This is a genomic window from Macromonas bipunctata, assembly GCF_002837135.1.
GTDB classification, from domain to species: domain Bacteria; phylum Pseudomonadota; class Gammaproteobacteria; order Burkholderiales; family Burkholderiaceae_C; genus Macromonas_A; species Macromonas_A bipunctata.
The window spans coordinates 1-25,331 of the sequence record NZ_NWBQ01000005.1 but is presented as its reverse complement, the minus strand read 5'-3'; the positions used below and the strand labels follow the sequence as shown (position 1 = coordinate 25,331).

Here is a 25,331-nt window from a genome sequence, read left to right as displayed (position 1 = left end):
AGAAAGCCGCCGCCATGACCACCAGCCCGCTCCCGCTGCCGTCCTTGCAACCGCTGCAGCCCCTGACGTTCCCGCTGCACGGCAGCCGCCTGATCGAGGCCAGCGCTGGCACCGGCAAGACCTGGACGATTGCCGCGCTGTACGTGCGCCTGGTGCTGGGCCACGCCCGGCCTGACGCCGACGGCCCCGACCGTGCCGAGACCACCGCGTCCACTGAAGCTGGAGCCGTGCTGCGCCAGCCGCTCAAGCCGTCGGAAATTTTGGTGATGACGTTCACCCGCGCCGCCACGCGCGAGCTCTCCGACCGCATCCGCAGCCGCCTGCTGCAGGCAGCGCGCCACTTCCGGGCCGGGGCTGCCCCCGACGGCGACCCCGATGATTTTCTGGACAAGTTGCTGGCCGACTACCCCGACCCGGCCCAGCGCCAGAACGCCGCCTGGCTGCTGGCCACCGCCGCCGACAACATGGACGACGCGGCCATCTTCACCATCGACGCCTGGTGCCAGCGCATGCTGCGCGAGCACGCGTTCGACAGCGGCAGCGTGTTCGACGAAACCTTGGTGGCCGATGAGCACGCCATCTTCACCACCGCCGTGCAGGACTACTGGCGCCGCGAGTGCTACCCGCTCTCGGGGGCGCAGCTGGAATCCGTGTTGCAGCTGTGGCCCGGCGTGGGCGCGCTGCAGGCCGACATGGCCGCCTTGCTGGCCCACCAGGCGCACTGGCCACCGTCCGCCACCAGTGGCAGCCTGGCCGAGGTGCTGGAAAAATCCACCGCTGGCCTCGCCGAATTGCTGTCCAACAAGGCCCGGCGCGTGCGGGCCATGCGTCGGTGGCTGCTGGATGAGCAACTCGCGAACAACGCCAAGCACTGGAATGGCCGCTCCCTCAGCGTCAAGATCGCCGCGCGCTGGTTCGAGGCGTTGACGCAATGGGCGCAGCTCGATCTGCCGCTGCTGTTGCCCGACATCGGCAAAGGGACGGTGAACCTGACGCCCGACGGCTTGCTGGATTTGCGCAAAGCCGCTGCCCCCGCCATGGGCCACAGCGCCATCCCGCCCGACTTCGGCTGGTTCGAGCAGGTGGTGGCGTGCTACCAGGCCGCCCCCTGGCTGCAGGCGCTGCGCCTGCACGCGGCGCGCTGGGTGCAGCAGCGCATGCAGCAGCTCAAGCGCCAGGCGGGCGAATTCGGTTTTGCCGACCTGCTGCAGCGCCTGCGCGACGCGCTGCACGGCGACAACGCCGCACGCCTGCGCCAGCGCATCCTGGCGCAATACCCGGCGGCGCTGATTGATGAATTTCAGGATACCTCGGCGCTGCAGTACGGGCTGTTCGATGCCATCTACCGCGTGGCTGACAACGTGCCCCAGCACGCACTGCTGCTGATTGGCGACCCCAAGCAGTCGATCTACCGCTTCCGGGGCGCCGACATCTACAGCTACCTGCGCGCGCGCTGCGCCACCGCCGGGCGCCATTACGTGCTGGAGACCAATTACCGCTCCACCCAGGCGGTGGTGCAGGCGGTCAACACCCTGTTCGGGTACGCAGAAAAAGCGCACCCGCAGGCGGCGTTCCGGTTCCGCCCACCGGGGGCGCCAGAGGGCACCAACCCGCTGCCGTTCTGGCCGGTGCAGGCCAAGGGCCGATCGGAGCAGTTTGTCAGCCGGGGCGCTGCCGTGCCCGCCCTCACACTGGTACACGACTGGGCCGAGCCACGTGCGGGCGATGCCGTGCGCGCGCGCTTTGCCGAGCACTGCGCCGAGCAGGTGGTGGCCTGGCTCAACGACCCTGGCACCGGCCTGGAAGAGAAGGGCGAGCCGTTCAGGCGGTTGTGCCCGCGCGATCTGGCCATCCTGGTGCGCACAGGCAAGGAGGCGGCGGCGGTGCGCCGCGCCCTGCAGCGGCGCCGCGTGGCGTCGGTGTACCTGTCCGACCGCGAATCGGTGTTCCACAGCCCGGAGGCGCACGACCTGTGGCACTGGCTGCGCGGGGTGGCCACGCCGCAGGATGCGGTGCTGGTGCGCGCCGCGCTGGCCACGGCCACCATTGGCCTGACGCTGGAGGAATTGGCGTGGCTGTCGTCCAACGACGAAGCCTTCGACGCCCACTGCGAGCAGATGCGCCAGTTGCGCCAGATCTGGCAGACCCAGGGCGTGCTGACCATGTTGCGCCAGGCGCTGCACCGCTTCGGATGGGCGGCGCGCTGGCTGGCCCGCCCCGACGGCCAGGGCGAGCGCCGCCTGACCAACTTCCTGCACCTGGCCGAACTGCTGCAGGCCGCCAGCGCCGAGCTCGAAGGCGAACACGCCCTGATCCGCTGGTTGCAGCTCAAGAGCGCCGAAGCCGCGCAAGACAGCGACGAGCAGGTGGTGCGGCTCGAAAGCGACGCCGATCTGGTCAAGATCGTCACCATCCACAAAAGCAAGGGGCTGGAATACCCCGTGGTGCTGCTGCCGTTTGCCACCCTGTCGCGCCCCGTGGACAAGAAAACCGCCCGCGTGCTGGCGCTGCCCGACGGCGACGGCCAGCCGGTGCTGCGGTTCAACGTCCAGGAAGACGACATCGACCAGGCCGACACCGAACGCCTGCGCGAGGATCTGCGCCTGCTCTACGTGGCCCTGACGCGCGCGCGCCACGCGGTGTGGGTCGGGTTTGCGTCGGTCAAGGTGGGCAACGGCCAAGAGTGCCAGGCCCACCGCAGCGCGCTGGGCTACCTGGTGGGCGGTGGCGTGGCGCACCCGCACACGGCGTGGGCGCCGTTGTGGAAGCACCTGGAACAACAATCCGGCGCCACCATCGCGCTGTCGGCGGCAGTGGGCGGCACCATCCCCTGCACCGGCTTGCAGCGCCCCGACGCCCGGCCCGACCTGTGCGACGCCCCGGCCTACCGCGCCGACTTTGACCGCGACTGGAGCGTGGCCAGCTACTCGCGCCTGACGCGCGCCGCACAAGACGCCAGCGCCCGCCCGCTGGCACTGGCCCGCCGCGCCGAGGACGAATGGCTGCCCCCCGCGCCCGGCCAGGCTGAGCCGTCCGGCCAGATCGACCCCGAAGCGCTGGATGCCATCGCCGCTGCCGCTGATGCCTTGTGGCCCCCTCTGGCCCACGCCGCGCGTCCACCGCTGGCAACGCTGCCCATCCAGCACCGCCTGGCTGCCGGGCGCCTGAGCGGCAACTTCGTGCACGACCAGCTGGAATGGCTGCTGACCGAGCTGATGACGCCGCGCCAGCCCGCCGCCGATACGGCCCCCGCCTGGCCCCAGTGGCTGCAACAACGCTGCGAGCGCGCCGGCTACACCGAACAGGCGAGCGAACTGGTGGCCTGGCTGCAGCAGGTGGTCGGCACGCCGCTGCCGCAGCTGGGCGCACCGCTGGCCCAGATTCGCCATGGCTTGCCGGAAATGGAATTCTGGCTGCCCGCACACGCCCTGCACACCCAGCGCCTGGACGAGCTGTGCCGCCAGCACATCTTTGCCGGTTTGCCGCGCCCGGCGCTGCAAAAAACCCAGCTGCACGGCATGGTGATGGGCTTTGCCGACCTGGTGTTCCAGCACGGCGGGCGCTACTGGGTGCTGGACTACAAGTCCAGCCGCCTGGGTCTGGACGACGCCGCCTACACCCTGGACGCCATGCGGCACGACATGGTGCTGCGCCGCTACGACGTGCAGGCCCTGCTGTACCAGTTCGCCCTGCACCGCCTGCTGGCGCAGCGCCTGGGCGCGGCCTACGATCCCGCGCAACACCTGGGCGGCGCGCTGTACCTGTTCGTGCGCGGCATCGCCCGCCCCGGCACGCACGGCCTGTGCTGGGTGTCGCCGTCGCTGGCTGCGCTGCAAGGGTTGCAGGCCATGCTGGCGCCCGCCCCCCACGATGAACCCGAGGCCACCGGAGCGCCCGCATGACCCTGCCATCCCCCTTGCTGCCCCCCACGCCGCCGGACGCTGTCGCCAGCGCCACCGAGCCCTCCCAAGCCCTGCTCGATACGCTCTATGGCTGGTCGCGCCAGCACGGCCTGCGCCAGCTCGACAGCGCCTTGCCCCGCTTCCTGCTCCAGCTCGATCCGCAAGCCGCGCCCGTGGTGCTGCTGGCGGCGGCCCTGCTGAGCCAGATGGAAGGGCGCGGCCACACCTGTGTGCCCCTGGCCACCCTGCGCCAGCCCTGGCGGCCTGAAATCGACTGGCCCCTCGATGTGCGCGCCGACCTGCAAGAATTGTGGTCGCTGTGGTGGCCCCGCACAGCACTGCAGCCGTTGTTCCCCGTAGAGGAGAGCGTCCACGCCCACACCGCTGCCGACCTGGCCCAGCTGCGCACCAGCCCGCTGGTGCGTTGCGTCTGGCCCGGATTGCACCAGCCCGACCACGGCCAGCCGCTGGTGCTGGGCGGCACGCCCGCGCAGCCGCTGCTGTACCTGCGCCGCTACTGGGTCTACGAGCAACAGGTGGCGCACGCCATCGCCCAGCGCTTGCAAGTCCCGCCGTCTGGGGCGGCCAGTGCCGATGCGGTCTGTGCGGTTGACACCGCCCGCGCCCGCGCCTGGCTCGACCGTCTGTTCCCCGCGCCCGTGCCTGGTACCTCGCCCAATGCTGGCTCCGATGATGCCGAACCCGACTGGCAGAAAGTGGCCTGCGCCGTGGCCTTGCGCGCACCGCTGACCGTCATCACCGGCGGCCCCGGCACCGGCAAGACCTACACCGCCGCGCGCCTGCTGGCGCTGCTGCTGGCCATGGATCCGCATCCGCAACGCCTGCGTGTGGCGCTGGCCGCGCCCACCGGCAAGGCGGCCGCGCGCCTGAGCCAGTCCATCCAGGGCTCGCTGGTGCAGCTGCAAGACGCGCTCAACAGCGTCGGCACGGGCGCCGATGGCACCACCCACAGCCCCGAGGCCGCGCCCGACCTGGCCGCGCTCACCACCCGCATCGGCAAGGCCAAGACCGTGCACGCCCTGCTGGGCGCCAGCCAGCGCACGCGCCAGTTCCGCCACCACGCCGCCAACCCGCTGGACGTGGACGTGCTCATCGTCGATGAAACCTCCATGATCCACCTGGAGATGATGGCCGCGCTGCTGCAGGCCCTGCCCGCCACCGCGCGCCTGATCGTGCTGGGCGACAAGGATCAGCTGGCCTCGGTGGAAGCCGGTGCGGTGCTGGGCGATTTGTGTACCCACGCGCAAGCGGGCCACTACAGTGCCGACACCGTGGCCTACGTCCATGCCGTCACCGGCCAGCGCCTGCCCACGCCCTACCACCACCCCGGTGCCAGCCCGGCCCCGGCGCTGGCCCAGCAGACCGTGATGCTGCGCCGCAGCCGCCGCTTTGTGGGCGCCATTGGCACGCTGGCGCAGGCGGTCAACACCGGCGGCGTCACGCCCGCGCTGCTGCAGCGCGCCATCGGCCAGTCCGCCGACGTCAGCACCGTCTGGCTGGCGCCGCAGCACGGGCCACAGGCGCCGCTGTGCGTAGCCGCGCTGGCGGCGGGCCAGCCGGGCGCCCACCCCCACGCGCCACAGGGCTACCGCACCTACCTGGAGCTGGCCGCCAGCCCGCCCGCCGGGGTGGGGCAGGACGCGGCGCTGCACCACCAGTGGGTGCTGGACGTGCTCAAGAGCTTCGACCGCTTCCGCATCCTGTGCGCCGTCCACGACGGCGAATGCGGTGACCGCGCACTCAACCTGCGCGTGCAACAGGCCCTGCAACAGGCCAGGCTGCTGCAATCCAGTGGCGAATGGTTTGTGGGCCGTCCGGTGATGGTGACGCGCAACGACGCCGCGCTGGGCGTGTTCAACGGCGACGTGGGCGTGGTGCTGCCTGCGTTCAGCCAGCCCAAGCTGCTGCGGGCGTATTTCCTGGATGGCGACACCGCGCGCTCGGTGGCGGTGAGCCGGCTGGCGCACGCCGAGACGGCGTTTGCCATGACAGTACACAAGAGCCAGGGCTCCGAATTCGAGCACACCGTGCTGGTGTTGCCCGACAGTGTGGGCCAGGTGGTGAGCCGCCAGTTGGTGTACACCGGCATCACCCGCGCGCGCAAGCACTTCTCGCTGGTGCAGGCGCGGGGCGATGCTTTGCTCAAGGCGGTGGCGGCGCCCGCCTACCGCGCCAGCGGTCTGGCGGGGGTGCTGGCGCAGCTGGGCGCTTGAGGCTTTTTCAAAGGCTGTTCGATGAGCTGGCTCAGGCGGCCAGGGCGTCGATCTGGGCTTGCGCGGCGGCAAAGGCTTTGTCGGCACTTTCGGTGCCCATGGCCAGGCCTTCGGCGTAAATGAAGCTCACATCCGTCATGCCCAAAAAGCTCAGCACGGTTTTGAGGTAGGGCACTTGCGAGTCGGTGGCGGTGTCGCGGTACACGCCACCACGCGCCAGCGCCACGTACACCTTCTTGCCCGTGAGCAAACCCTCGGGGCCGGTGGCGGTGTAGCGGAACGTCACGCCTGCCTTGGCGATGGCGTCGATCCAGCTCTTGAACTGCACCGTCACGCCAAAGTTGTACATCGGCACGCCCAGCACGATGGCGTCGGCGCCTTGTACCTGGGCAATCAGCGCGTCGTCCAGCGCAGCGCGGGCGCACTGCTCGGCGGTGCGTTGGTCGGCGGGGGTGAACAGCGCGGCCAGCGACGCACCGTCCAGCACCGGGTGCGGCTGGGTGGCCAGGTCGCGCAGCTCCACGGCGGCGTCGGGGTGCAGCGCCTTCAGGCGTGCGGTGATGGCGTCGGCCAGGCGGGTGGAGTTGGCACCGGTGGCACGGGCGCTGGTGTTGATTTGCAGGATGTTCATGGGGGTATCTCGGTCAGGTTTCTGGGTTGAAAAGGGTTACATCACGGGCAGTTCGTTCGGGCGCAGGTCGAACAGCAGCACCTCGGCTTGCTGGCCCTGGCCGAACGTCAGCACTTGTTCGTGGCGGATGCGCGCGCCGTCGCCGGCGTGCAGGCGCTGGCCGTTGAGCTCCAGCGAGCCGCGCGCCACGTGCACGTAGGCGTAACGCTCCGGCGCCAGCGTCAAGGTCTGCGCCTCGTCGCCGTCAAACAGCCCGGCGTAGACGCGCACGTCCTGGTACACCGGCAGCGAGCCCTCGGCCTCGTCGGGCGAGATGATCAGGCGCAGGCGGCCACGCTTGTCGGCGGCGTCAAAGTGGCGCTCGTGGTAGCGCGGCGGCACGCCCTTGCGGTCGGGCACGATCCAGATTTGCAGCAGGTGTACCAGCTCGGTGGCCGAGGCGTTGAACTCGCTGTGGCGCACGCCGGTGCCCGCGCTCATCATCTGCACGTCGCCGGGGCGGATCACCGACGACTGGCCCATCGAGTCCTGGTGCGCCAGCGCGCCTTCCAGGATGTAGGTGAAAATCTCCATGTCGCGGTGCGGGTGCATGCCAAACCCGGTGCCGCCTTGGATGCGGTCGTCGTTGATGACCAGCAGATCGGAGAACCCGACCTGCTGCGGGTCAAAGTAGCCGCCAAAGCTGAAGCTGTGGCGCGCATGCAGCCAGCCAAAATGGGCCTCGCCACGTTGGGCAGAGCGTCGGATCTCGATCATGCTGGTCTCCAGTCAATCATTCTTTGATGGCTTCGAGGGCTACGTCGATGCGCACTTCGTCACCCACGTACGGGGCATACTTGCCAGCGTTGAATTCCGAACGCTTGATGACGGTGTAGGCGTTGGCACCAATCGCGTCCTTCTTCATCATCGGGTGCGGCATGGCCTGGAACGAGGTCACCGTCAGCGTCACGGGCTTGGTCACGCCCTTGATGGTGAGCTGGCCTTCGACCTTGGCGGGCTTGTCGCCTTCAAACACCACCTTGGTGGACTTGAAGGTGGCGGTCGGGAACTTGGCGGTGTTGAGGAAATCTTCGCCCTGGATGTGCTCGTTGAAGGTGTCAAAGCCGGTGTTGACCGACTTGGTGTCGATCACGATGTCCACCGCGCCGGTTTTGGCGGCTTTGTCGAACACCACCTTGCCCGTGGTCTTGCTGAAGCTCGACAGCTGGGTCGAGTAGCCAAAGTGGCTGTACGAGAAGCGCGGGAAGGTGTGGCTGCCATCCAGCACAAACGTTTCGGGGGCGGCCAGGGCCGGGGCGGCAGCGGCGGCGGACAGGGCCAAAGCGGCGGCGATGCGGGTCAGTGCTTGCATGGGATGAGTCTCCAAAAAAAGAACAGAAGAAAAAAACTGAACGGAAGTGGCGTTTACTTGCCGGTGGCACTCAGGCGGAACTTGACTTGCACCTCGTTGGCCACGATGTCAAACTTGGCCCAACTGCCTTCGCCAATGGCAAAGTCGGCACGCTTGAGCGTGAAACCGCCGTCGAACACGCCCGTGTTGCCTTGGGGTGTGAAGGTGGCGGGCACCACCACATCTTGCGTCTTGCCCTTGATGGTGAGCTTGCCCGCCACTTCGTAGCGGTTGCCACCCAGCGCCTTGACCGTGCCCGACACAAAACGTGCTGTCGGGAAGGCCGGTGTATTGAACCACGGCTTGTCCGCCACTTCTTGGTTGCCCTCGGGCGCGCCCACGTCGATGCTGCCCAGATCGATGTCCAGATTGGCCTTGGCTGCGGTGGGTTTGGCCGGATCAAAGCTGAGTTGGCTGTTGAATCTCTTGAACTTGCCCTCGACGGCCACGCCCATTTGTTTGTACACAAACTGGATCGTGCTCTGTTGCGGTTGCACCGCGTTGTATTCGATGGCGTGGGCCGATGCCATGCCCAGCAAGGCGATGGCGCTGGTTTGCAGCAGGCGGGAGGCAAATAAGGTCAACATGGTTTCAGTGTCCTTGGGTGGAGTGCGGCAACATGCGGGTCAGAATGTCGTCGCGGTCGATAAAGTGGTGTTTCAGCGCGGCCCCAATGTGGCTGGCCAGCACGGCCACAAAGCCCCAGTTGAGCCAAGCGTGCAGCATGGCGAGCGTTTTGCCCAGTTCAGCGTCGGCGGCCACCAGGTCGGGCAGCGGCAGCACGCCAAACCATACCGTCTGGAAGCCCTTGGCCGAACTCATCAGCCAGCCCGACAGCGGAATGGCCAGCATCAGCCCGTACAGCACCGCATGTCCGGCGTGCGCCAACCATTGTTGCCACAGCGGCATCTGTGTGGGCAGGGCGGGGGGCTGGTGTGTCAAACGCCACGCCAGCCGCACCACGGCCAGCACCAGCACCGTGATGCCAGCCCACTTGTGCCATGAGTAGTACTGCAACTTGGCGGGCGAGAACGGCAAATCGGCCATGTAAAACCCCAGCGCAAACACCGCCACCATCAACAACCCCACCAGCCAGTGCAGGGCTTTAGCGGTGGTGGTGTACGTGCTGTGGGTGTGTGGCATCTGTCGGGCTCGCAATGGCGGGGTGAATCAATGCCGTGCAGTGTAGGCGCGTCTTTGGGTTGAAAAAAGGCCATAATCTGCAAATGTTTATTGCTTATAAAGCAACAGTACAGCGGGAACTTTGCCTTTATGGACCGACTCCATGCCATGCAATTGTTCACCCGTGTGGTGGACTTGGGCAGCTTTGCCGCTGCTGCACAACAACTCAACCTTGCGCCGTCGGCGGTCACGCGCCAAATTGCAGCACTGGAAGCGCACCTGGGGGTCAAACTGATGACGCGCAGCACCCGGCGCTTGAACCTCACCTCGGCGGGGGCGGCTTACTTGGAAAAATGCCGCCAAATCCTGAACTTGGTCGATGCCGCCGAATCCTCGATTGCCGAAGCGCACATGGCCCCCCGGGGGCACATCCGCATCAGCGTGCCACTGAGTTTTGGCATCAAGAAACTGGCCCCTTTGCTGATTGAGTTTGGCCAGCGGTACACCGAAGTCAGCCTGGAGATGGACTACAGCGACCGCCGCGTACACCTGATTGAAGAAGGCATAGACCTGTCGGTGCGCATCACCCGCCGCTTGGCCGCCACCGACGTGGTACGCAAAATCGGCAGCAGCACGCTGCACTTGGTGGCCACCCCGGCGTACCTGCAACGCCACGGCACCCCGCAACACCCACAAGAACTGACGCAACACGCTTGCTTGGTCTACGCCACTGGCGGCCAGCAAGAGGTGTGGCAATTCCACACCGATGGCCATCTGACCAAAGTACCCGTTGAGGCCCACCTGACCGCCAACAACGGCGAAGTGCTGGCCGAGGCCGCTGCCCAAGGCTTGGGCATCGCGTACCTGCCCGACTTCATCGCCGCGCCCTTCATGGCCGCAGGACGTTTGCAGCCCCTGCTGCTCGATCACCCCATTCCACCGCTGGGCATTTACGTCATGTTGCCCGGCAACCGCCAAGTGCCCCACCGCGTGCGCGTACTGGTGGATTTTTTGGCGGAGCGGTTGGACGTGTCATCAGCCAAACAGCTCGCTGTGTGAGCCCAGCAGCAACGGAGGAGCGGTCAATCGTCCGCATGCAAGTCCGCCATCAGATCGTCCACATTGGCGAACTTCTTGCCTTGGCCCGCTTCCAGCTCGGTGATGGCTTGCTGGGTGGTGGCGTTGGGCACCTTGACCTCAAATGGCAAGCGGTGTTCATCGGCAATGCGCAGCATCAGCATGCGGATCGCATCCGAGACCGACAGCCCCATGGCCTGAGGGGCACTGGCGGCACGCTCTTTGGTGTCGGTGTCCAATGCGACGGTTATGCAAGGTGGCATCGTGTAACACGCAAATGTGACTTCCATTTCTTTGTTTTTTCTTAATTTTGTCGTTATAAAATGCCAGGAACAATGAAATTTAAAGGAAGAAGCAACCTTGCCAAAACCCGTACCCAGCACAGACCTCAAGACCATTCTGCACTCCAAACGTGCCAATTTGTACTATCTGGAGCACTGCCGTGTGCTGGTCAAAGGCGGGCGCGTCGAGTATGTGACCGAGCAGGGCCAAAAATCCCTGTACTGGAACATCCCGATTGCCAACACCACCACGGTGCTGCTGGGCACCGGCACTTCCATCACCCAAGCCGCCGTGCGCGAATTGGCCCGAGCTGGGGTGATGCTGGGCTTTTGTGGTGGCGGTGGCACCCCTCTGTTCGCGGGTACTGAGGCCACGTTGGATGTGGCTTGGATACCACCCCAAAGCGAATACCGACCTACCGAATACCTCCAGCAGTGGGTACGTTTCTGGTTCGACGATGCCTTGCGTCTGGACACAGCCAAAAGATTCCAGCAAACGCGCCTGCAACGGTTGCGCCAACACTGGTTTGGCAGCAAAAGCCTGAAGGAGCAAGGCTTCAGTCCCGATCTGCCAGCACTGGATGCCCTGTTGGCCAGCACAGTACCGGCCATTCACAACGCGCCAGACCACACGACGCTGATGACCACAGAAGCGCGCCTCACCAAACAGCTGTACCGTCTGGCCAGTCAGGCCACCCAGTACGGTGAATTTACCCGCGCCAAACGGGGTGAAGGCATGGATGCCGCCAACCAGTTCCTCGATCATGGCAACTACTTGGCCTACGGCTTGGCCGCCACCGCCACTTGGGTGCTGGGCTTGCCGCACAGTCTGGCGGTTTTGCACGGCAAAACCCGGCGTGGTGGGCTGGTGTTCGATGTGGCCGATCTGGTCAAAGATGCCCTCATATTGCCGCAGGCGTTTGTGTCCGCCATGCGTGGCCACAGCGAACAGGAATTCCGTCACGCCTGCATTGAGGCACTGGCCCGCAGTGAGGCGCTGGATTTCATGATCGAGACCCTCAAAGCCACGGCCCAGACTTTCCATAATGCCGCTCTTGAGCGTGCCTCGCATACCGAAGGCGGTAGACCATGAACGTCCTGCTGATCTCCGAGTGCGACAAACGCGCTTTGACCGAAACCCGCCGCATTCTGGACCAGTTTGCAGAACGCCGTGGCGAGCGCACTTGGCAAACCCCCATCACGCAGGACGGACTTGATACCCTGCGCCGCCTGCTGCGTCAAACCGCACGCAAAAACACCGCCGTAGCGTGCCACTGGATTCGTGGCCTCGATCATTCCGAACTGTTGTGGGTGGTGGGCGACAAAAGCCGTTTCAACGCCCGTGGGGCGGTGCCCACCAACACCACCCGGCGCAACGTATTGCGTACCCACGATGAAAACGACTGGCACAGCGGAGAAGACATTCACCTGCTGTCGGCATTGGCCGCTTTGCTGCACGATCTGGGCAAAGCTTGTGCCGCCTTCCAGAAGCGGTTGATGGCGGGCGATGTCAAGCAACGCAACTTGTACCGGCACGAGTGGGTGTCGTTGCGTTTGTTCCAAGCGTTTGTGGGTTCGGACGATGATGCTACCTGGCTGGCGCGTTTGGCCAGTCCAACGCCTGACGACTGGACTACGTGGACGGATGCCAGCGCCGGACGGTTGCAACGCGATGGCTTGGATCCTGCTTCAGTCTGTGCGCCACCTTTCAAGGCACTGGCCCATGCGCCGCTGGCGCAAGCGGTGGGCTGGCTCATCGTCACACACCACCGGCTGCCGGTCTTGCCCGACCAGGACGACCAAGGTCAACAGAATTGGCTGGGCAGCCCGTGCAGAAATTTTGATGCAGACCGTCTGCAATCCGCACTGCTGAAAATGCAGGCCAGTTGGAATGAAAAGGTGGGCTCGGCCGCTGCCGCAGAAGTGGCCCCTTATTGGCAGTTTCCATCGGGCTTGCCCGTGACGTTACCGCACTGGCAGGCTCAGGCCCGGCGTTTGGCGTTGCGGCTGCAAACCCTGTTAACACGCCCCAATCGTGTCGCAGGTTTTGCGTGGCTGAACGAGTCTTACGTCATGCACCTCAGCCGGTTGAGCCTGATGTTGGCCGACCACCATTATTCCAGCTTGAGCGTGGAGCATGGGCGCAAAGCCGCTGGCCGTGTGGATGTGCCAGCGGGTTGTGCCCTGTGGGCCAACACCCGGTTTGATGCCAGTGGTCGGCGCGTTCACAACCAGCCGCTGGATGAACATTTGCTGGGTGTGGCACAAGGCAGTCAACGCATTGCCCACGCCTTGCCGAGTTTGGTACACAGTTTGCCGGGGCTGGTTGGCCACAAACCATTGCGCCAGCGCACCCAACATCAGGATTTTGCCTGGCAAAACAAGGCCACCGACTTGGCCACCCGTTGGCGGGAGCCAGCCCAAGAGAGCGGCGCTTTCATCGTCAACATGGCCAGTACCGGCTGCGGCAAAACGTTGGCCAACGCCCGGTTGATGAACGCACTGGCCGATCCGGTACGCGGTTTGCGCTGTGCATTTGCCATGGGCCTGCGCACGCTGACTTTGCAAACGGGGCGCGCTTTTCAACAACTGCTGACGCTGGACGATGAGCAACTGGCCATCCGCGTGGGGGGCAGTGCCAGTCGGGTGCTGTTCGAGCACTTTGAAGCACGCGCCGAGGTCGCTGGATCGGCATCTCGTCAGGCCTTGTTGCTGGAGCACGATGAAGAAGGCTCCATTGAATTTGCAGGCGATGCCGGTTTGGACAAACGCCACCCCGTGCTGGCACGCACCTTGCACGATCCGAACGTCAAAAAATTGCTGGCTGCACCGCTGCTGGTGTGTACCATTGACCACCTGACACCCGCCACCGAAAGCTGGCGTGGTGGCCATCAAATCGCCCCCATGTTGCGCTTGCTCACCAGCGATTTGGTGCTGGACGAGCCCGACGATTTTGATGTGGCCGACTTGCCTGCCCTGACCCGTTTGGTGCATTGGGCGGGTTTGCTGGGTAGTCGGGTGCTGCTGTCGTCGGCCACCTTGGCCCCTGCCTTGGTGCAAGGGTTGTTTCAGGCCTACCGCGCGGGGCGCATGGCGTACCAGCGCCACCGGGGCAACAGACCGTCCGACGCGCCAACTGCGCCTGCCATCGTTTGCTTGTGGGCAGATGAGTTCAGCCAGACGGCCAGCGCCTGCACCACCCCTGAAGCGTTTGAACAGGTACACCAGCAATTTGCCGCCCAGCGTTGCGCCAGTCTGGCCAGATTGGCGGAACAAGAGCCTCGTCGGCGTTGTGCGCTGGTGGCTACCAAGACGTTGGAAGGTATAGGACACAACAGTGCCAAGCTGCATGAAGCGTTCGCGCTGCTGTTGCGCGATCATGCGCTCAAGCTGCACCAGTTGCACGCTAGCCCCGATCTTCAACAACCAGCCCGACGCGTCAGCTTCGGGTTGATGCGCATGGCCAACATCGAACCCTTAGTTCATGTGGCGCTGGCGCTGTTTCGGCTGGGGGCACCGCCGGGCGTACAGATCCACCTGTGCGTGTACCACTCGCAGTTTCCGCTGTTGTTGCGTTCCAGCATTGAACGTCGGCTCGATGCCGCACTCAACCGCCGCCAGCCCGATGCGGTGTTTGCCTTGCCCGACATCCGCCATCGACTCAACGGCCATCCGCACGCCACCGACCACTTGTTCATTGTGCTGGGTTCACCCGTGACGGAAGTCGGGCGTGACCACGATTACGATTGGGCGATTGTGGAGCCTTCCTCCATGCGTTCGCTCATCCAGCTGGTGGGCCGGGTGCGTCGCCACCGCCCAGGGGCGTGTACCGCGCCCAATGTGCTGATGTTAGATCATAACTTGCGGCACTTTACCCGCAGCAGCCCTGACGAGCTCGTCTATTGGCGGCCCGGCTTTGAAACACCCACCACCCGATTGGCGGACGATGCGTTGAGCCAAGCGTTGCGGCGCGAGAAATTTGGCGTGATTGATGCCCGCCCGCGCATTGTCGAGGCCAGCACACCCAACCCCAGCCGGTACTGGGTCGATCTGGAACACTTCCGTATTCGGCGCGCCATGCTCCCACCTGCGGCCGTCGCCGACGGCAACCCCGTGCCATCGGGTGAAGCGGCTTGGTGGTGGTGGCACCAGCCACCCGATGCCGCGCTGATGACCGCCATCCTGCCCCAGCACCAGCCCTTCCGGCTCGACACGCAACCCAGGGTGGATGTGTGTCTGCGTCCCAGCGACGACAACCCCGACGACATCCAACTGACCGAGGTGCTGGACAGCCGGAAAACCGGCCAGCGTTACGTACCGGTACACAAAAAGCTGACGCTGTGGCCCGATACCGCCGTCAGCGGATTTGGCATCACTCCGTGGGCGGATATGGACTATGCCGAAGCGTTGGCTCATCTGGCCGACAGCATGGACATGCCATTGCAGACCTGCGCCGAGCGTTTTGGCACCGCCAGCCTGCCCGACAGCGTTCAAGGCTGGTGGTGGCACCCGGTACTGGGTTTCGTCAAGCGCCAATGAAGAAGCCGGCCTGTGGCCGGCTTCAGGCTGCCTATGCGGCAGTAGAGGTTTCCAACTGCACAAAACGCGCAATTTTCTGAGCTGTGTCGCTACACAGTGTCAAAAGTAGTCTACACTGTCAAAAAACTGAGAGCAAAAAATTTACAAAAGCACTAAACGTGCAATGGATTAAATTTTTCTCGATTCAATTTGTTTTTGCGGGAGGCAAACCATGTCCCACTTGTCAGATAGGCCAGCCGCCATACGGCAGCACGTGTTGGCCTACCTTCAGCACCGCTTGTCCGCTGCGCTGGATGAGGTCAAAGGCAGTGATGCCGCTGCCGAAAAACGCCGCGAGGCCTTGCGCGGTACTTTTCGCTTCCCCGATCTGGTGGACGAAGGTGCCAAATACATTTGTCAGGTGCAACTGGCCACGCACTTGGTCAAAGGCATTCACCCCGATGCCAAGGTCAAATCGACCACCAATGTGTTGGCCTGGCCTGAAAACCTGACTTCCTTGTTGGAAGTGGGTACCCACGTGCTGGGGGCCCATGTCAACATAGATGCCACCGGCAACGGTGCGGTCAACAAGAAGGTGGCAGAGCTGGCGGCGTTGCTGGTGGGCGTGCAGTTCGATGGTCACTCATTGCTCCACCTACTCAAGGTGGGTGATGCCGATGTTGCGTTGGCGCTGGGGTTTGCCGTGGACGAAGCCGCACACACCACCGCCTGGTTGGCCAGCATCGACGCGCCCCTGAGTCCTGTGCCTGCCTCGCACACCAAGCTCAAGCAACTGTACTGGCTGGTGGGGGACGATCCGCTGCACGAGGCCGATTTCCATCTGCTCGCACCGTTGTACCCCACCTCGTTGGTACAACGCCTGCACCATGTCTTGCAGCAAGACCGCTTCAGCACCGCCGCCCATGCAGCCCGCCAAGCCAAGAAAGAAGGCGTTTTCCACGAACGCCCCACCCACGACTACCCCCAACTGGCCGTGCAAAAACTGGGGGGCACCAAGCCGCAAAACATCAGCCAGCTCAACAGCGAACGGCTGGGGCAAAACTTTTTGCTGGCCTCGCTGCCGCCGCAGTGGCGCAGCCAGAACGTGGCCCCTCTGTATCGCACGGACACACTGTTCCAACGCTTTGGCCGCCGCCCTGAAGTGCGCCAGACCGTCAAGACGCTGCGCGCCTTTCTGGCCAGCAACCCATCCCAAACGGTGGAGACCCGCAACACCCGCGATGCGCTGGCCAATGCACTGCTGGACGAATTTCTGCTCTTTGGGGCCGAGTTACGCGAATTGCCAGAGGGCTGGAGCGATCACGCTGAATGCCGCCTGCCCGATTGCGAAAAAGTTTGGCTCGACAGTGGTGCTTTCGCCGCCGACCCCGTCGCCCGCCCACCGCAATGGGCCGATGAATTGGCCACCCGTTACGCCCACTGGCTCAACGCTGCATTGGGTACCACCGATGCCATGAGGATGGGTGACGTTGAGCACGCCCACTGGCACCACGACTTGCGCGACGCACTGGCCGCCTACGAATGGGAACTGAACCATGCCGCATAAAACACCTTTGCACGCACCCAACATCAATGGTTTGTTGGTATTGCCCCGGTTGCGGGTGCAAAACGCCAACGCCATTTCCAGCCCGTTGACCTGGGGTTTTCCGTCCATCACGGCGTTTACCGGGTTCATGCAGGCGCTGGAGCGCAAACTTGGGGCCGACAGCACGTTGCGCTTCAAATCGATTGGGGTGGTGTGTCACGGCTTTGAACCCCAAACCACCGAGGGTGGCTTTACCCGCGCCTTTCACCTGACGCGCAACCCTTTGAACGCCGATGGCAGTTCCCCAGCGTTTGTAGAAGAAGGCCGGGTACACCTTGACATCACTTTGGTGTTGGGACTGCACATCCAGGCACTGGCCGATGCCGACGAAGCTGCACGCGGCGCACTGGCCCGGCAAGTGGCCGATGTGGTGGCGGGCATGCGCATTGCCGGAGGCAGCGTGATGCCACCCTTGTTCAAAGCTGGAGCCAGTAAAGCTCCACGCACCACCCCCAAACTGTTGCCGTGGCCCTTGCATTACCAAGCCGAGCAGCACACCAAAGCTTGGCACCGCTTGCGCCTGCAATGGTTGCCCGGTTTTGCTTTGGTGGGGCGGGACGATCTGTTGCAAGAACGTCTGGTTCAGTTGCAAGCCGATAACCCCAGCGCCACCGCTTTGGATGCCTGGCTGGATCTGGCTCGGCTCAACCACCGTGCCCAGCGCATTGCTGCACCAGACGGTAAAGACAGCGCGAAAGACCACGCCGAATGGCGCGCCGACACCAAGGCCGGTTGGCTGGTGCCTGTGCCAGTGGGCTATGCGGCACTGTCGTCCTTGCATCCACCGCACACGGTACGCAACGCGCGCGATCCCTCGGTACCGTTCCGTTTTGTGGAAAGCGTGTATTCCATTGGGCAATGGATAGGCCCGCACCGCCTGCACAACGCTGAAGACCTGCTGTGGTGGAGCGACTTTGATGCTGAGGCGGGCCTGTACCGCTGCCGCAACGCTTACCGCGCTGCTGTGGTGCAACCACCAGCCCCGGTAGCCACTGCTGATGCCGAAGACCCCGATTCCCCGTTTGCTTACGCCGATTAAACCCCCAAGGAGATTGTCATGGCCACCAAAAAAGACACCACCGCTTTAATTACCGCTTCGGTGCTGGCGTTTGAACGCAAGCTTGACCCATCGGATGCGCTGTTCCACGCCGGTTTGTGGGACGAGCGCGCCCATGCCCACACCTGGCCTGCCGTGCAAGTGGTGCCCAAGTCGGTGCGAGGTACCATCTCGAACCGGCTCAAGAGCAAAGACCTCGATCCAGCCAAGCTCGATGCCGCTATCGAAAACCCCAACCTGCAAACCGTTGATGTGGCTGCGCTGCCCGCCAGCGCCGATACCCTCAAGGTCAGCTTCACGCTGCGCGTGCTGGGCGGGGCTGGTGTGCCATCGGCCTGCAACAACGCCGACTACAAAACCAAGCTGGCCCAAACGGTTGAGAGCTACAAAACCACGCTGGGTTTTGGTGAGCTGGCCCGGCGTTACGCTTGCAACTTGGCCAATGGCCGCTTCTTGTGGCGCAACCGCATGGGTGCCGAGGCGGTGGAAGTGCAAGTGGCGCATCTGGTCGATGGCAAAGCGGCCCAAGTCTGGACGTTTGATGCCTTGCAGCTGCCGCTGCGCGAGTTTGGTACCAACGCGGGCGGTGCAGCCCTGACGGAGCTTGCCAGCTTGCTGGCCCAAGGCTTGGATGGCCAGCGCCACGTGTTGCTGCAAGTCACCGCCTTTGTGCGCCAAGGGTTTGGGCAGGAGGTGTACCCGTCGCAGGAACTGATCCTCGATCGGGGCCGAGGCGATAAAAGCAAGACCCTGTACCAAGTGGCTGGGGTGGCGGGCCTGCACTCGCAAAAAGTGGGCAATGCCCTGCGCACCATCGACACCTGGTACCCCGATGCCGAAACCCTGCAATTGGGCCCCATTGCGGTAGAGCCCTACGGTTCTGTCACCACCGAAGGCCGAGCCTATCGCCGCCCGCAGCAGAAGGCCGACTTTTACACCCTGCTGGACAACTGGGTGTTGCGCGACCAGCCGCCAGAACTCGACGGCGACCGTCACTTTGTGATGGCGACCTTGGTGCGGGGCGGCGTGTTTGGCGACGCTGGCAAGGACTGACACCATGACCAACCCTATTGTGTGCGGCCACTATGTGGACTTGATCGTGCAGCCCGACCCCGAGTTTGGCAGCGCCATGCTGATGTCGGCATTGTTTGCCAAGCTGCACCGCGCACTGGTGGCGGCTGAACAAGCGACCCACAGCGGCAGCGCAGGGGTGGGCGTGGGTTTTCCGGGGCACGATGATGGGGTGCCAACTTTGGGCACGCACTTGCGCCTGCACGGCAGCCAAGCGGCATTGGCCGCATTGATGGCCACGCCTTGGCTGCGTGGTGTGCGTGACCATCTGGCCGACCCAGCGCCGCCTGTGCGCCCAGTGCCCGACGTGGTGATAGGCTACCGCACCGTCAGGCGCGTGCAGGTGGACAGCAACCCTGAGCGTCTGCGCCGCCGTTGGTTGCGCCGTCATCCCGGCATGGACGATGCCGCCGCGTTGCAGCACATCCCTGACACGCTGGGTCAGCGGTTGCCGCTGCCATTTGTGCAACTCAACAGCCTCAGCACAGGGCAAGCGTTCCGGCTGTTTGTGGCACACGGGCCACTGCAACCGCAGGCGGATGCTGTTGAAAATGTACGGCCACACTTCAACGCTTATGGCCTAGGTGTGCAGGGTGCTACCATTCCGTGGTTCTAATCCCCTTTTTTCACACAGCCATTGCTACCTCTTTTAAAGTCAATGACTTGCAGTGGCTGTTGAAAAAAAGGTACAAGCCTGTGTTTGTAGACAAGTTCTTTAAAAATCAAGTATTTGCTGTATATTCTGTCTTGTTCACTGCCGCATAGGCAGCTCAGAAAACACTCCGCGCGTCCCGGATCTGCCGCATACAGTTCACTGCCGCATAGGCAGCTCAGAAATTGGTTACGGGCCTGCCCGGTCACGGAAAAACGTTCACTGCCGCATAGGCAGCTCAGAAAGAAAGTCGGGCGGCCAGACCATCAAACGCGCCGTTCACTGCCGCATAGGCAGCTCAGAAAATGGCGCAAGCGCAAGACATCCGCACCAGCACGTTCACTGCCGCATAGGCAGCTCAGAAACTGGTAGAGCGCACCGCCGCCGAGCTGGGCGTGTTCACTGCCGCATAGGCAGCTCAGAAATTCGCGCCCACGTAGACAGCAAACACGGCACCGTTCACTGCCGCATAGGCAGCTCAGAAAGCGCACAAATTTAGACACCACCGCGCAAGCCAGTTCACTGCCGCATAGGCAGCTCAGAAAAAGTAATCGAACGACAACAAGGACACACATGCGTTCACTGCCGCATAGGCAGCTCAGAAAGATTTTGATTCGGTATTGACTTTAGATCCATCGTTCACTGCCGCATAGGCAGCTCAGAAATTCCACGGGTAAAGCTCTTACCCCTGCCCAGCGTTCACTGCCGCATAGGCAGCTCAGAAATGTTCGGGGCCGCGGTCAACCTCCTGAATTTAGTTCACTGCCGCATAGGCAGCTCAGAAATTGCAATGCGCTGCTCTGCATTTCACTTCCTTGTTCACTGCCGCATAGGCAGCTCAGAAAATGCGGCGGGGGCCGTATCGGGCTGTACCGGCGTTCACTGCCGCATAGGCAGCTCAGAAATGGAGGGCAACATCGTGAAGTACATCACCCGCGTTCACTGCCGCATAGGCAGCTCAGAAATGGTACACCTCGGTGTGGACATCTTCCAGCGAGTTCACTGCCGCATAGGCAGCTCAGAAAGCATTCGGATTGAAGCCGCTGCTTTGGAGCGCGTTCACTGCCGCATAGGCAGCTCAGAAATTCAACGGGATGACGGGCGGCGCCGTCCGTAAGTTCACTGCCGCATAGGCAGCTCAGAAACAAACCGTGGGCCAGATCAACGCCCAGCGCGCGTTCACTGCCGCATAGGCAGCTCAGAAAATCAGCATGTGGTCAAAAGACAAAGCCACCGCGTTCACTGCCGCATAGGCAGCTCAGAAAAACGCCACCAGCGCCCACGGCGTCCAGCATGGGTTCACTGCCGCATAGGCAGCTCAGAAAAAGGACGTGGCCACGCTGGCCACCGAAGCCGACGTTCACTGCCGCATAGGCAGCTCAGAAATGTGCGCGCTGCGCCCGATTGGCGCATGGTCGGTTCACTGCCGCATAGGCAGCTCAGAAATTCGCCAGCGTGCAAGCCAGCCGCGCCACCGCGTTCACTGCCGCATAGGCAGCTCAGAAATGAATATTCCCAATTGGCAAGAATGGGATGTGGTTCACTGCCGCATAGGCAGCTCAGAAACAGTGCGTCCAGTAGTCGGCGCGGTTGTAGATGTTCACTGCCGCATAGGCAGCTCAGAAAACCGGGGCCAAGTGCCCGCGCTGGAAAGCACCGTTCACTGCCGCATAGGCAGCTCAGAAAAGGCCGGAAAAAATAACATAGCCAAAACCCAAGTTCACTGCCGCATAGGCAGCTCAGAAAGCAACGACTACTGGACACACTGGGCACCGCTGGTTCACTGCCGCATAGGCAGCTCAGAAAACGATGTAAGCGCCGGTCGGCTGCTTACCATCGTTCACTGCCGCATAGGCAGCTCAGAAAATCATGCTGTTCTGGCCGGGGGATTCTTTTGTGTTCACTGCCGCATAGGCAGCTCAGAAAGCCGTGGGCCGGTCGAATATCGGCATAGTCGCGTTCACTGCCGCATAGGCAGCTCAGAAAGTGGGCCAGTCAAAACCCGGCCAAGCCCGCGCGTTCACTGCCGCATAGGCAGCTCAGAAAACCCCGTCAGGCGCTCAAATTTCGCCGCATCCGTTCACTGCCGCATAGGCAGCTCAGAAAGCACTGCCCATGCCTTGCAGACGCAGCCCCACGTTCACTGCCGCATAGGCAGCTCAAAAAATCAACGCAAAATCCACAGCAGCCCGCTCAACGTAAAAAACGAGACAAGCGTTGTCGCCAGTAGCGCCGCCGAGCTGATGCCCTCATGGCCGTGACGCTGCGCCAGAATCGTGTAAATGCCAAAAATAGGCATCGCGCAACTCAGCAGCAGTGCGGTGTGCAGCACCGGATTGGTCATCGGGATGGCGAAATACAGCACGCCCAGCACTACGATCGGGTGCAGCACCAGTTTGCCCACGCTAATTTGCACGACCACGCTGGCCATGCCTTGCAGCCGCAGGCCGACCAGACTACCGCCGATAACCAGCAGCGACAGCGCGCCGCTGGCCTGCGCGAACAGGTTGACCGTGCGCGACAGCGGCTCTGGCAGCCGAATTTCGAGCAACGAGGCCGTAAACCCGGCCACGATGGCGATGATCATCGGGTTGCGCGTCAAGCCCTTCAATGTCTGCTTCAAGGCCTGGCACCAGTTGCCTTTGCCGTCGGTGTCAAGGTCGGCCAGCGCCAGCAACATCGGGATCAGCAGCAGGTTTTCGACGATCATGTTCAGCGCCAAACAGACACCGGCGGTCGAACCGCCCAGCGTCAGCAGCAGCACCGGGTAGCCCACAAAGCCGCTGTTGGGGCAGGTCATGCCCATCGTCATCACGCTGCTCAGGCTCATGGAGCGGCGTTGCACCACGCGCGTCCAGGCAAAGCCGGCCGCAATCATCACCAGCCCGGTCAGGGCGTAGGCGGCCATGTAGCGCAGGTTCAGGATCTCGGCCACGCTGCGCTGCGACAGCGCGTTGAACAGCAGTGCGGGCAGCGCCAGCTGGATCACGAACTTGCCGAACACGCGCATGTCGGCGGGCGCAAACATGCCCGTGCGCGTGATGCCAAAGCCAATGGCAATGACGAGGTAAATCGGGATGGTGATGGCCAGGATATCGAGCATGGAAGGCGCCGGGTAGAAAGCAGCAGGGCAAGAAAAAAGCCTGTCAATTGCTTGACAGGCTTTTTTCTTTTGTTGGTCGGCGTGGCGGGATTCGAACTCGCGACCCCTTGCACCCCATGCAAGTGCGCTACCAGGCTGCGCTACACGCCGTAAGCCTTGAATTATAGGGCCTGTTTTGGGCCTTTTACGGCAGGGGGGGTAAAAGTTTGCGAATTTCCTGCAATTCCTGCGCCACCCAGGCCCAGTCGGGGGTGGCGGCGGGCTGGCGGGGCACCGCGCTGGCGCTGGTGGGCGCAGGCGTGGTGGTGTCGCTGGGCGTGGTGATTGTGGTGGTGGCTGCGCTGATTACAGGTGCGGGCGTGGGCGGCGCTTTCGGGGCCGAGGTGGGTGCTGGTGGGGTGGCCGCTGGTGCGTGCTCGGCGGGGGCGTCTGCCACATCCGGTGCTGCCTCCAGCAGCTCGCGGGCGCTGGGCAGGCTGTGGCCTTGCACGTGGATCAGGGTGTGCAGGCGGCGCACCAGCAGCACGTCCTCGGGGCTGTAGTAGCGGCGGTTGCGGCGGCGCTTGAGCGGGCGCAGCTGGGCAAACGCCTGCTCCCACTGGCGCAGTACGTGGGGTTGCACGCCACACAGCGCGCTCACCTCGGGGCCACTGAAGTAGCGTTTGGCGGGCAGCGGCAGGGCGTGTCGGGCGGGGGCGGGGGTGCTCATTGGGGTTGTTGGGCGGATTGGGCTTGTTGCAGCAGGGCTTCGAGCTTGATCGCATCGGCGCAGAAGGCGCGTATGCCCTCGGCCAGTTTTTCGGTGGCCATGGCGTCGTCGTTCAGCGCCAGGCGGAAGCTGGCTTCGTCGTATTGCACCGGCGGCAAGTCCAGCTGGCGCGCGGCGTCGGCATCGAGTGCGCGCGGCAGCGGGGCCTCGCTGGCGGCCAGTTGGGCCAGCAGTTCGGGGCTGATGGTGAGCAAGTCGCACCCGGCCAGCGCCACAATCTGCCCGACGTTGCGAAAACTCGCGCCCATGACCTCGATGGCGATGCCAAAGCGTTTGTAGTGGTTGAAGATGCGGCGCACCGACTGTACGCCGGGGTCGTTGGTGCCGGACTGGGCGGCTTCGTCCCACTGCGCGCCCGCTTGCTTTTTGTACCAGTCGTAAATGCGGCCCACAAACGGCGAGATGAGTTGCACCTTGGCTTGGCCGCAGGCCACAGCTTGGCAAAACGAGAACAGCAGCGTCAGGTTGGTGTGGATGCCGCGTTGTTCCAGTTGGGCGGCGGCTTGGATGCCTTCCCATGTGGCGGCGATTTTGATGAGCACGCGGTCGATGTGGATGCCTTCGGCTTGGTACAGCTCGATCAGGCGTTCGGCGCGCGCCACGGTGGCGGCGGTATCGAAGCTCAGGCGTGCATCGACTTCGGTGGAGACGCGCCCCGGCACCGTGGCCAGGATCTCGCAGCCAAAGCGCACCAGCAGCCGGTCCACCACCTCGTCCAGTGCGCGGTCGCCAAAGCGGCGCACGGTGTCGTGCAGCAGCGGGGCGTATTCGGGCTTTTGCACCGATTTGAGAATCAGCGACGGGTTGGTGGTGGCATCGCGCGGCTGGAACTGGGCCAGTTGCAAAAAGTCGCCGGTATCGGCCACCACCGTGGTGTATTGCTTGAGGGCGTCGAGTTGGTTCATGGATGTTGTCTCACTTGCTTGCGGTTGTTATGGGGTTGGCGGGGTGGCGGCATCGGCTTGTTTGGCGGCTTTCAGGCGCAGGCGCACGTGCAGCGCACAGGCGGTAAACAGCAGCACGCACAGCAGCACTTCGGCGCTGGCCAGCCAGGCGCTCAGGCCGCTTTCGCTGGTGGCGCGCACAATGCCTTCGGTGAAGTACAGCCACACCATCAGGCTGAGCCAGCGGTAGGTGTACATGCGGTGCTTGAGCAGCCCCGCCAGCGGCAAGGTCAGCGGCAGCACTTTCAGCGCCCACCACGAGCCACCGGGGCGCAGTGGGGCCAACCACAGTTCCCACGCCAGGCCCAGCGCCACCAGCGCCAGCAGGCTGCCCACAGCCAGCGCGCGTGTGGCGGCCACGGCGGCGCTGGGCGGCACCGGAGGCAGGTCGGCGGGGTGGTTAGGGGTGGCGGCAGAGGGCAGGGGGGTGTCGGCGGTCATCAATCTGTGCGGGAAACCCCGGCATTCATGCCGGGGAGGGATAGCACGGCTTGCACAGCAAGCCCCTGTTTCCGCTCCTTTTTAGGTTGGCTATCTTCTGGGTGGATGGGGTGGTTTTCGTGTAAATTGCACACATGGACATCAAGCGCGCATACCGCTTTAGGTTTTACCCAACGCCCGAGCAAGAGGTCATCCTCGCCCAGACGTTTGGTTGCGTGCGCTTTGTCTACAACCACATGCTGCGCCTGCGCGGCGAGGCGTGGGAACAGCGGCAGGAACGGATGGGCTACCACGACACGTCTGCCGCGTTGACGTTGCTCAAAAAGCAGCCTGAATACGCGTGGCTCAACGACGTGTCCAGCGTGCCGTTGCAGCAGGCGCTGCGGCATTTGCAAACAGCATTCGGCAACTTCTTTGCCAAACGTGGGCGTTACCCACAGTTCAAGCGCAAGGGCGGCCACCAGTCGGCGGAATACACCGCCAGCGCGTTCCGCTGGGATGGAGAGTCGCTGAAGTTGGCGAAGATGGAAGCA

Annotated in this window: 20 protein-coding genes, 1 tRNA gene and 1 CRISPR repeat array; of the genes, 10 read left to right on the top strand and 11 right to left on the bottom strand. The window is 63.6% G+C overall.

What is annotated here, in order from left to right:
• The first annotated feature begins 14 nt into the window (after positions 1–14).
• The gene (gene recB, locus CON76_RS01055) at positions 15–3,902 is read left to right on the top strand and encodes an exodeoxyribonuclease V subunit beta (RefSeq protein ID WP_101101238.1); all 3,888 of its coding nucleotides are present in this window, start codon (positions 15–17) and stop codon (positions 3,900–3,902) included.
• Positions 3,899–6,136 carry an exodeoxyribonuclease V subunit alpha gene (gene recD, locus CON76_RS01050; RefSeq protein ID WP_101101236.1) on the top strand — a complete coding sequence of 746 codons (2,238 nt, stop codon included), beginning with the start codon at positions 3,899–3,901 and terminating at the stop codon, positions 6,134–6,136. Before recB ends, recD begins: the two co-directional genes overlap by 4 nt.
• Positions 6,137–6,167: 31 nt before the next feature.
• Here recD and CON76_RS01045 read toward each other — a convergent pair whose 3' ends face one another.
• The 5 genes from CON76_RS01045 to CON76_RS01025 are packed head-to-tail and all read right to left on the bottom strand — an operon-like array spanning position 6,168 to position 9,300.
• Positions 6,168–6,767 (bottom strand): FMN-dependent NADH-azoreductase, encoded by a 600-nt coding sequence (locus CON76_RS01045; protein WP_101101234.1) that lies wholly within the window; start codon positions 6,765–6,767, stop codon positions 6,168–6,170.
• A 36-nt stretch (positions 6,768–6,803) separates the two neighbouring features.
• Positions 6,804–7,523 carry a pirin family protein gene (locus CON76_RS01040; protein ID WP_101101232.1) on the bottom strand — a complete coding sequence of 240 codons (720 nt, stop codon included), beginning with the start codon at positions 7,521–7,523 and terminating at the stop codon, positions 6,804–6,806.
• Positions 7,524–7,539: 16 nt separating this feature from the next.
• Positions 7,540–8,118 carry a YceI family protein gene (locus CON76_RS01035; RefSeq protein ID WP_101101230.1) on the bottom strand — a complete coding sequence of 193 codons (579 nt, stop codon included), beginning with the start codon at positions 8,116–8,118 and terminating at the stop codon, positions 7,540–7,542.
• Positions 8,119–8,171: 53 nt separating this feature from the next.
• The gene (locus CON76_RS01030; protein ID WP_205758151.1) at positions 8,172–8,744 is read right to left on the bottom strand and encodes a YceI family protein; all 573 of its coding nucleotides are present in this window, start codon (positions 8,742–8,744) and stop codon (positions 8,172–8,174) included.
• 4 nt (positions 8,745–8,748) lie between these two features.
• Entirely contained in the window at positions 8,749–9,300 is a 552-nt protein-coding gene (locus CON76_RS01025; RefSeq protein ID WP_101101228.1) for a cytochrome b, read from the bottom strand.
• A gap of 147 nt (positions 9,301–9,447) precedes the next feature.
• Between CON76_RS01025 and CON76_RS01020 the strand changes: the two genes are divergently transcribed.
• Positions 9,448–10,338 (top strand): LysR family transcriptional regulator, encoded by an 891-nt coding sequence (locus CON76_RS01020; RefSeq protein ID WP_240592701.1) that lies wholly within the window; start codon positions 9,448–9,450, stop codon positions 10,336–10,338.
• A 23-nt stretch (positions 10,339–10,361) separates the two neighbouring features.
• On the opposite strand, the gene CON76_RS01015 is transcribed toward CON76_RS01020, so the two are convergent.
• Entirely contained in the window at positions 10,362–10,595 is a 234-nt protein-coding gene (locus CON76_RS01015) for a type II toxin-antitoxin system RelB/DinJ family antitoxin (RefSeq protein ID WP_420812871.1), read from the bottom strand.
• A 121-nt stretch (positions 10,596–10,716) separates the two neighbouring features.
• Here CON76_RS01015 and cas1f point away from each other — a divergent pair, with 121 nt between their 5' ends.
• The 6 genes from cas1f to cas6f all read left to right on the top strand — a co-directional run bounded on the left by cas1f (position 10,717) and on the right by cas6f (position 19,505).
• On the top strand, positions 10,717–11,730 hold the full coding sequence (gene cas1f / locus CON76_RS01010; RefSeq protein WP_101101224.1) for a type I-F CRISPR-associated endonuclease Cas1f: 1,014 nt from the start codon (positions 10,717–10,719) through the stop codon (positions 11,728–11,730).
• Positions 11,727–15,176, top strand: coding sequence for a type I-F CRISPR-associated helicase Cas3f (gene cas3f / locus CON76_RS01005; protein WP_101101222.1), 3,450 nt, complete (start codon positions 11,727–11,729; stop codon positions 15,174–15,176). The genes cas1f and cas3f overlap by 4 nt, the downstream gene beginning before the upstream one ends.
• A 211-nt stretch (positions 15,177–15,387) precedes the next feature.
• Positions 15,388–16,722, top strand: coding sequence for a type I-F CRISPR-associated protein Csy1 (gene csy1 / locus CON76_RS01000; protein WP_101101221.1), 1,335 nt, complete (start codon positions 15,388–15,390; stop codon positions 16,720–16,722).
• Positions 16,712–17,800 carry a type I-F CRISPR-associated protein Csy2 gene (gene csy2, locus CON76_RS00995; protein ID WP_101101219.1) on the top strand — a complete coding sequence of 363 codons (1,089 nt, stop codon included), beginning with the start codon at positions 16,712–16,714 and terminating at the stop codon, positions 17,798–17,800. The genes csy1 and csy2 overlap by 11 nt, the downstream gene beginning before the upstream one ends.
• A gap of 18 nt (positions 17,801–17,818) precedes the next feature.
• The gene (gene csy3, locus CON76_RS00990; RefSeq protein ID WP_101101217.1) at positions 17,819–18,871 is read left to right on the top strand and encodes a type I-F CRISPR-associated protein Csy3; all 1,053 of its coding nucleotides are present in this window, start codon (positions 17,819–17,821) and stop codon (positions 18,869–18,871) included.
• 4 nt (positions 18,872–18,875) lie between these two features.
• Positions 18,876–19,505 carry a type I-F CRISPR-associated endoribonuclease Cas6/Csy4 gene (gene cas6f, locus CON76_RS00985; RefSeq protein WP_101101215.1) on the top strand — a complete coding sequence of 210 codons (630 nt, stop codon included), beginning with the start codon at positions 18,876–18,878 and terminating at the stop codon, positions 19,503–19,505.
• Between the two features lie 133 nt (positions 19,506–19,638).
• A CRISPR array of direct repeats spans positions 19,639–21,707; the repeat unit is 28 nt; unit sequence GTTCACTGCCGCATAGGCAGCTCAGAAA.
• Between the two features lies 1 nt (position 21,708).
• On the opposite strand, the gene CON76_RS00980 is transcribed toward cas6f, so the two are convergent.
• From CON76_RS00980 to CON76_RS00960, 5 genes are all read right to left on the bottom strand, one after another.
• Positions 21,709–22,644 (bottom strand): AEC family transporter, encoded by a 936-nt coding sequence (locus CON76_RS00980; protein WP_101101213.1) that lies wholly within the window; start codon positions 22,642–22,644, stop codon positions 21,709–21,711.
• A gap of 73 nt (positions 22,645–22,717) precedes the next feature.
• Positions 22,718–22,794 (bottom strand) — tRNA-Pro (locus tag CON76_RS00975).
• A gap of 34 nt (positions 22,795–22,828) precedes the next feature.
• On the bottom strand, positions 22,829–23,353 hold the full coding sequence (locus tag CON76_RS00970) for a MerR family transcriptional regulator (protein ID WP_101101211.1): 525 nt from the start codon (positions 23,351–23,353) through the stop codon (positions 22,829–22,831).
• Positions 23,350–24,318, bottom strand: a complete 969-nt coding sequence (tal, locus tag CON76_RS00965; RefSeq protein WP_101101209.1) for a transaldolase — start codon at positions 24,316–24,318, stop codon at positions 23,350–23,352. The genes CON76_RS00970 and tal overlap by 4 nt, the downstream gene beginning before the upstream one ends.
• Before the next feature lie 27 nt (positions 24,319–24,345).
• Complete coding sequence (locus CON76_RS00960) at positions 24,346–24,798, bottom strand: DUF2069 domain-containing protein (protein ID WP_101101208.1); 453 nt, start codon at positions 24,796–24,798, stop codon at positions 24,346–24,348.
• Positions 24,799–24,932: 134 nt separating this feature from the next.
• Between CON76_RS00960 and CON76_RS00955 the strand changes: the two genes are divergently transcribed.
• A partial coding sequence (locus CON76_RS00955) for an RNA-guided endonuclease InsQ/TnpB family protein (RefSeq protein WP_145995288.1) occupies positions 24,933–25,331 on the top strand: 399 nt, incomplete at its 3' end.